The organism is Pseudomonas sp. GM80 (assembly GCF_000282515.1).
GTDB lineage: Bacteria > Pseudomonadota > Gammaproteobacteria > Pseudomonadales > Pseudomonadaceae > Aquipseudomonas.
The window spans coordinates 24,037-31,639 of record NZ_AKJD01000010.1; the positions used below are offsets into that span (position 1 = coordinate 24,037).

A 7,603-nucleotide genomic window follows, 5' to 3' on the forward strand; every position below is an offset into this window, starting at 1 on the left:
ATCAACGACTCACAGCAATCGCCTGGTTATTCATGATACGTGGTGTGAGAAATACCAGCAGCTCGGATTTTTTCTCCGAAACCACATCACGCCGGAAAAGGCGGCCAAGATACGGCACATCGCCAAGAAATGGCACCTTATCTACGACCTTGCTTTGAGTATTTGAGAAAACGCCGCCAATCACGATGGTTTCGCCGTCATTGACCAGCACCTTGGCGTTGACCTCGTTTTTCTTGATCGGCGGTACATCCTGCACTTTGTTCAAGTAGTCCGGTTCATCCTTGGTGACCTTGACCTCCATGATAATGCGGTTGTCAGGGGTGATCTGCGGGGTGACTTCCAGCGACAGCGAGGCCTCCTTGAACGACACCGACGTGGCGCCGCTGGAACTGGCTTCCTGATAAGGAATCTCGGTGCCCTTGAGGATTTTCGCGGTTTCCTTGTCGGAAGTGACCACTTTCGGCTGCGAGACAATTTCGCCGTTACCGGTTTTTTCCATCGCCGTCAGCTCAAGGTCGAGCAATACGTTGTCGGTGATGAAGGCGATACCGATTCCCGAGGTATTACCGACCGTGCCCATGTCGACGAACGGTGAGTTGGTACTGGTGCTGCCCGGCGTGCCGATGGTTGTCGATGAACCGTTGCTGACCCCGGAGGTGTTCCAGTTGCCCTTGTTCTGGATGGAACCGCCCCAGCGCACGCCCAGGCTCTTGTCGTAATCGACGTTGGCCTCGACGATGCGCGCCTCGATCATCACTTGCCGCACCGGAATATCCAGTTGCGCCACGATCCGCCGCAGCTCATCGAGTCGGTCCTGGGTCTGATAGGCAATGATGTTGTTGGTCCGCTCATCGACGGTGATCGAGCCACGCTCATCGATTTTCGCTTCGGCACTGGTGACCGACTGGAACAGCTTGGCGATGTCCGCAGCCTTGGCGTAATTCACTTGCAACAGTTCGCGGCGCAACGGCGCCAGTTCGGCGATCTGTTTCTGCGATTCCAGTTCCTGGCGTTCGCGGGCGGCGATTTCATCGGCCGGCGCTACCAGCAGCACATTGCCGATCTTGCGTTTATCCAGGCCCTTGGTTTTCAGCACCAGATCCAGCGCCTGATCCCACGGTACGTTTTGCAGGCGCAAGGTGATGCCGCCCTGCACCGTGTCGCTGGCGACCAGATTGAGATTGGTGAAGTCGGCGATCAGTTGCAGCACCGAGCGCACGTCGATGTCCTGGAAGTTCAGCGACAGCTTTTCGCCGACATAGCTGTTGCGATCGGCATTGCGCTTTTGCAGATCGTCGACGGTCATCGGCCGCACGCTGACGGTCAGCTTGTTATCCGTCTGGAAGGTCGAGTACTCGTACGTGCCACTGGGCTCGACGGTAATTACCGTGCGATCACCGCTCACGCCGGCATTGACGAATTGCACCGGGGTGGCGAAATCCTTGACGTCGAGACGCACACGCAATTTTTCCGGCAACTGCGTGCGGGCGAAGCTGAGGATGATTTTGCCGTCATGTTCCTGGATGTCCGGGGCGATGGTCGGGTCAGCCAGATCGATGACGACATTGCCTTCGCCCGCCGTGCCGCGCTGGAAATCCACGCCGCGAATGGCTCGTGCTTTCGCTACGGACGCCTTGACCGGCGCTGCTGGCGCCGGGCGCGGTGCAACGGTGGCCGGGCGCGGTGCTGCAACCGGCGCGCCTTGCCCCACCACCACGAACAAATTATTGCCTTCGACCCGCGTGGTGTAAGGCGCAAGCTGTGTGAGGCTGACGATCAGCCGCGTGCGGTCCTTGGCTTCAACCACCGTCGCGGTGCGCGCGTTGCCGCTGCCCAGATCAAGATTCTTGCTCGCCAACTGGCTGGCGACACCCGGCAAATCGAGGGCGATCCGCGCCGGCGATTCGGTGGTGTAGCCCTTGGGCGGTGGTGGCGGGCCGTCGAACGACAGCTTCAACTCGACGCGATCCCCCGGCAACGCCGCCACGTCGAGCGTCTTCAGATTGGCCGCGAGTACCATCGGCGACATCAGCGCTATCCATAGCGAAAAACCGAGGGTGGAGAAAATCCTGTTCATTGTTCGACTTCCACTATGAGTGCTCTTTCAAAGGAATGGTGCGCGGACGCTCCAGCCAGGCGCCTTCGCCGTCGGGGACGATTTCGACGACTTCGACCTGAGTGGCGCTGATGGCGACGATGCGGCCGTCATTGCGTCCCAGGTAATCGCCGACTTTCAGCCGATGCACCCCGCCCGCCCCACGCAATAGCGCAAAGGAGCCGGAAACATTGGAGATCGTGCCGACCATCTCGAACTGCTCGATGTTGAAACCTTCGAGGTATTGCTTGACCCGGTTGGGGTCGGGTTTGACGTTGCGCGAGCCATGCCGCTGCCCGGCCAGATCGACGCGCACCTGCCGCGAAAACGGGCTGCGCAGGTTGGCGGCGCTGTAAGTGAATGTGGGGTAAGACCGGAATGTCGGCGTAGGTTCAATCTTGCCGGCCGGGCGCAGGCGCACTTCATTCATGTAGGCGTCGAGGTCGCTGAAGTCATCGCCACCGCCACAGCCATGCAGCACCAGCAAAACCATCGACAAGGCCAGATAACGCATCGGGGTCATTTCGCCAGCCCCTTGTCGTTGTAGCGGTACGTCTTGGCGAGGATGCTCATGCGCAGCTTCGGCCCGCCCTCGGGGTTGGCCGGCGCCAGCTCGAAATCATGCAGGGTGACGATGCGCGGCAGCCCGGCCACACCACTGACGAAGGTGGCGAGGTCGTGATAGGCGCCGGTGACGGTGATCTGAATCGGTAGCTCGATGTAAAACTGCTGGGTGACTTCCGGCAGCAATTTGATTTCTTCGAATTCCAGCCCGCTGCCCAGACCGGTGCGGGTGATGTCTTCGAGCAGGCCCGGCACTTCGGTGTCACTGGGCAATTGCCGCAACAACACGCCGAACGAATTTTCCATCTCTTTCATTTGCTGGGTGTATAGCTCCAGATTGGCCGACAGATGCGCCTTGCTGGCGAACTGTTCCTTGAGCGTGGCCTCCTCTTCTCGCTTGGCCTCGAGCTGGTTCTCCATGTCGCTGATGAAAAAGTTATAGCCAAGCGCCAACACCAGCACCATCAACAGCGCGCCGGCCATGGCCTTAACTGCGGCCGGCCAGGAACCGATATTGCTGGTATCCAGATCGTTGAAGTCGATGTTGCGCAGACTCTCCAGCCATTCGGACGGCTTCATGGCGCGTCCTCCACAGTCTTCGGCTGGGTCTGACGAACGGTCAATTGAAACACGTTGGCCTGCTCGACCTGGTCGGCCGAGGTCGCTTTCACTTCGTTCAGGCTCGGCGCGTCAAACCAGTCGGAAGCATCAAGATTGCGCATCAACTCGGAAACGCGATTGTTCGATTCGGCAGCACCGCTGATCGACAGGGTTTTGCCGGCCATTTTCACGTCGGTGAAATACACCCCGTCCGGCAACGTGCGCGCCAGTTGATCAAAAATCCGCCCGCTGATCTGCCGGTTGCCCTGCAGGTCCTGGATGATGCGCATGCGTTCGACCAGTTGCTGGCGGCGCGCCTTGAGCTCGCTGATCTGTTTGATCCGTTCGTCGACCACGGCGATCTGCTTGCTGATGTAGTCGTTGCGCGCCATTTGTCGCTCAATGGCGGCACTGATGATCTGATCGGCAATCAACACCGCTCCCACCGAGCCGACCACCACCCCGATCAACGTCAGCAGGAAGCGTTTGCGCCGCTCCTCTCGGCGCTCTTCGCGCCAGGGTAAAAGGTTGATCCGCGCCATCAGTCGAAACTCCTGAGCGCGAGCCCGCAGGCAATCATCAGGGCCGGCGCGTCGCTCGCCAGGGCCCCGGCGTTGACCTTGCTGCTCAGGGCCATGTCGGAAAACGGGTTGGCGACCTGGGTCGGCGTATTCAGGCGCTGCTCGATCAGCCGGTCCAGCCCGGGCACCGACGCCGTGCCACCGGCCAGCAGAATGTGATCGACCGCGTTGTACTGGCCGGAAGCGAAGAAGAATTGCAGCGAGCGCGACACCTGCTGCACCAAAGCCTCGCGAAACGGCTGCAAGACTTCTCTGATGTAATCGTCGGGCAAACCGCCCTGCTTCTTCGCCAGCCCGGCCTGTTCAACTGTCAGGCCGTAACGACGCTGGATTTCTTCGGTCAGCTGGCGGCCGCCGAACAACTGTTCGCGGGTATAGATGATCTTGCCGTTGTGCAGGACGCTGAGGGTGGTCATGGTCGCGCCGATGTCGACCACGGCGACGGTCAGGCGCTCCTGCGAAGCAGCCAGTTGCGTCGCCAGCAGGCCGAATGATCGCTCCAGCGCGTAGGCCTCGACGTCGACCACCCGCGCCGTCAGCCCGGCCAGCGCGAGTGCCGCTTCACGGACTTCGACGTTTTCCTTGCGACAGGCGGCCAGCAACACGTTGACCCGTTCGGGGTTGCGCGGTGACACGCCCTGGACTTCGAAATCGATGGCGACTTCGTCCAGTGGATAGGGAATGTATTGGTCGGCTTCGATCTTCAGCTGGTTCTCCAGCTCGTCCTCGGACAGCCCGGCGTCCATTTCGATGATCTTGGTGATCACCGCAGAACCGGCCACCGCCACCGCCACGCTTTTAAGCCCGGTGCGTGCCTTGACCAGCACGCGACTCAGGGCCTGGCCCACGCCTTCAAGCTCGGCGATGTTTTTCTCGACCACGGCATTCGCCGGCAATGGCTCCACCGCGTACGCCTCGACCCGGTAGCGATCACCCTGACGGCTCAGTTCCAGCAGCTTCACCGACGTGGAGCTGATGTCGATCCCCAGTAACGTATTGGTCTTTTTATTGAAGAGTCCCAGCACTACCAATTCCCTATGACTTTCCGTGAGTTACGGACTCTGTAATACGCATTGCGTTCCTTCACCCCGTCTTGACAGAAGCGCCAATGACGCCTCCGACGGAAAAGTGCTTATAATGCCCAGCGTTTTTTTCCGCTTTTTACTGCCTGCGCGGGCCGTTCTGTGTGTAACCGGAACCCCGTCGCCAAATTCATTCTTTGCCTGGATGTCCAAACGCCTTGATTCGTCTGCTGAAATTTTTCGGTTGGTCCATCGTCGCCGTTTTCTGCGGACTGCTTTTAGGTCTCAGCGGCGCCTATCTTTACCTTAGTCCGGGTTTGCCGTCTGTGGAGGCCCTGAGAAGCATTCAGTTGCAGATTCCGTTGCGGGTCTACAGCAGCGACAACAAGTTGATCGCAGAATTTGGCGAAATGCGCCGTACGCCGATCCGTTTCGCCGACATTCCCCCCAATTTCATTAATGCGTTACTAAGTGCTGAAGACGACAACTTCGCCAACCACTATGGCGTCGATCCGAGCAGCCTGATGCGCGCCGCGACCCAATTGGTCAAGAGCGGGCACATTCAGTCCGGCGGCAGCACCATCACCATGCAAGTGGCGAAGAACTTCTTCCTGACCAGCGAACGCAGCTTCTCGCGCAAAACCACCGAAATTCTGTTGGCCCTGCAGATTGAACGGCAGCTGACCAAGGACGAGATTCTTGAGCTGTACGTCAACAAGATCTACCTGGGTAACCGTGCCTACGGCATCGAGGCGGCGGCGCAGGTGTATTACGGCAAGTCGATCCGTGACGTCAGCCTGGCGCAGATGGCGATGATCGCCGGCCTGCCGAAAGCCCCGTCGCGCTTCAACCCGCTGGCCAACCCGGCGCGCAGTAAAGAACGCCGCGACTGGATCCTCGGGCGCATGTACAAGCTCGGCAAGATCACCGAGGCGGATTACACCGCCGCGATCAACGAGCCGCTGAACGCCAGCTATCACGTGCCAACCCCGGAAGTGAACGCACCGTACATCGCCGAAATGGCCCGTGCCGAAATGGTCGGCCGTTATGGCAGCGACGCTTACACCGAAGGTTTCCGCGTCACCACCACGGTGCCGAGCAACCTGCAGGAAATGGCCAACACCGCGCTGCACGAAGGCTTGATGACCTACGACCAGCGTCACGGCTACCGTGGCCCCGAGTCGCGCCTGCCGGGCAAGACCCGCGAAGCCTGGGCCAGCGAGCTGACCAAGCAACGCACCATCAGCAGCCTGGAGCCGGCCATCGTTACGCAGGTCGACAAGAACGGCCTGCAAGTGCTGACCCGCACCGGCGAAGAGCATGTGGCATGGGACACCATGAAATGGGCGCGCCCATTCCTTAACACCAACAGCATGGGCGCCGCTCCGCGCCAGCCGTCGGATGTCGCGCAGGTGGGCGACCTGGTTCGCGTGCAGCGTCAGAAGGACAATTCGCTGAAATTCAGCCAGATCCCGCAGGCGCAGGGCGCACTGGTGTCGCTGGATCCGCAGAACGGCGCGATCCGTTCGCTGGTCGGCGGTTTCGCCTTCGAGCAGAGCAACTACAACCGCGCCATGCAGGCCAAGCGTCAGCCGGGTTCGAGCTTCAAGCCGTTCGTCTACAGCGCCGCACTGGATAACGGCTACACCGCTGCCACCCTGGTCAACGACGCGCCGATCGTGTTTGTCGACGAGTACCTGGACAAGGTCTGGCGTCCGAAGAACGACACCAACACTTTCCTCGGCCCGATTCGTTTGCGCGAAGGTTTGTACAAGTCGCGCAACCTGGTGTCGATCCGCCTGTTGCAAGCGATGGGCGTGAGCAAGACCATCGACTACATCACTCGCTTCGGCTTCAACAAACAGGATCTGCCGCCAAACCTGTCGCTGGCACTCGGCACCGCGACGCTGACGCCGATGGAGATTGCTACCGGCTGGAGCACCTTCGCCAACGGCGGCTACAAGATCACCCCGTACATCATCGACAAGGTTGAAAGCCGTAACGGCGACACGCTGTTCGTCGCCAACCCGCCGACCGTACCGCAGGGTACTGCAGCGACCGACGGCATTGCCGCGCCGCACACCGACTCGATTTCGGTCAACGCCATTCCAGGCGAAGCGCCGGGCACGGCGGCGGCACCGCAAACGCCCGCCGTGGCTGAACGGGTTGTCGATGGCCGCACCACCTACATCCTCAACAGCATGTTGCAGGACGTGATCAAGCTCGGCACCGGTCGCCGGGCATTGGCCATGGGCCGTAGCGACATCGCCGGTAAAACCGGTACCACCAACGAATCGAAGGATGCGTGGTTCTCCGGTTACAACGCCGATTACGTGACCACGGTCTGGACCGGGTTCGACCAGCCGGAAAGCCTAGGTCGACGCGAGTTCGGTGGCACCGTGGCGCTGCCGATCTGGATGAACTACATGTCGGCGGCGCTGAAGGACAAGCCACCGCACGTGCAGCCTGAGCCGGAAGGCTTGCTGAGCCTGCGCGTGGACCCGGTCAGTGGCCGTGCGGCGACGCCGAGCACGCCGGGCGCGTACTTCGAGCTGTTCAAGGCTGAAGACACGCCGCCGTCGGTGAATGAGCTGGGCAATGGCACGGCGCCGGGCAGCCCGTTGCCGGCGGATGAGCAGGCACCGATCGATTTGTTCTGATCCAGCGGTATTAAAAAGCCCCGCCTTCGTGAGAAGTGCGGGGCTTTTTATTGCCTGGTGTCCAAGATCAAAAGATCGCAG

Annotated in this window: 6 protein-coding genes; 1 reads left to right on the forward strand and 5 read right to left on the reverse strand. The window is 60.4% G+C overall.

What is annotated here, in order from left to right:
- Window position 1: 1 nt before the first annotated feature.
- The 5 genes from pilQ to PMI37_RS01350 are packed head-to-tail and all read right to left on the reverse strand — an operon-like array spanning window position 2 to window position 4,865.
- On the reverse strand, window positions 2-2,077 hold the full coding sequence (gene pilQ, locus PMI37_RS01330; protein ID WP_008077248.1) for a type IV pilus secretin PilQ: 2,076 nt from the start codon (window positions 2,075-2,077) through the stop codon (window positions 2-4).
- A gap of 13 nt (window positions 2,078-2,090) precedes the next feature.
- Window positions 2,091-2,618, reverse strand: a complete 528-nt coding sequence (locus PMI37_RS01335; protein WP_008077249.1) for a pilus assembly protein PilP — start codon at window positions 2,616-2,618, stop codon at window positions 2,091-2,093.
- Window positions 2,615-3,238, reverse strand: a complete 624-nt coding sequence (gene pilO / locus PMI37_RS01340) for a type 4a pilus biogenesis protein PilO (RefSeq protein WP_008077250.1) — start codon at window positions 3,236-3,238, stop codon at window positions 2,615-2,617. Before pilO ends, PMI37_RS01335 begins: the two co-directional genes overlap by 4 nt.
- On the reverse strand, window positions 3,235-3,801 hold the full coding sequence (locus PMI37_RS01345) for a PilN domain-containing protein (protein WP_008077251.1): 567 nt from the start codon (window positions 3,799-3,801) through the stop codon (window positions 3,235-3,237). Before PMI37_RS01345 ends, pilO begins: the two co-directional genes overlap by 4 nt.
- Window positions 3,801-4,865, reverse strand: coding sequence for a pilus assembly protein PilM (locus PMI37_RS01350; RefSeq protein WP_008077252.1), 1,065 nt, complete (start codon window positions 4,863-4,865; stop codon window positions 3,801-3,803). The genes PMI37_RS01345 and PMI37_RS01350 overlap by 1 nt, the downstream gene beginning before the upstream one ends.
- Window positions 4,866-5,080: 215 nt before the next feature.
- On the opposite strand from PMI37_RS01350, the gene PMI37_RS01355 reads away from it, so the two are divergent.
- A complete protein-coding gene (locus PMI37_RS01355) occupies window positions 5,081-7,522 on the forward strand; it encodes a penicillin-binding protein 1A (protein ID WP_008077253.1) in 2,442 nt (813 codons plus the stop codon).
- Window positions 7,523-7,603 lie beyond the last annotated feature (81 nt).

Bases quoted from the DNA above. Each gene is read 5' to 3' on its own strand.
- pilQ (WP_008077248.1), bottom strand. From the start codon at position 2,077: ATGAACAGGATTTTCTCCACCCTCGGTTTTTCGCTATGGATAGCGCTG.
- PMI37_RS01335 (WP_008077249.1), bottom strand. From the start codon at position 2,618: ATGACCCCGATGCGTTATCTGGCCTTGTCGATGGTTTTGCTGGTGCTG.
- pilO (WP_008077250.1), bottom strand. From the start codon at position 3,238: ATGAAGCCGTCCGAATGGCTGGAGAGTCTGCGCAACATCGACTTCAAC.
- PMI37_RS01345 (WP_008077251.1), bottom strand. From the start codon at position 3,801: ATGGCGCGGATCAACCTTTTACCCTGGCGCGAAGAGCGCCGAGAGGAG.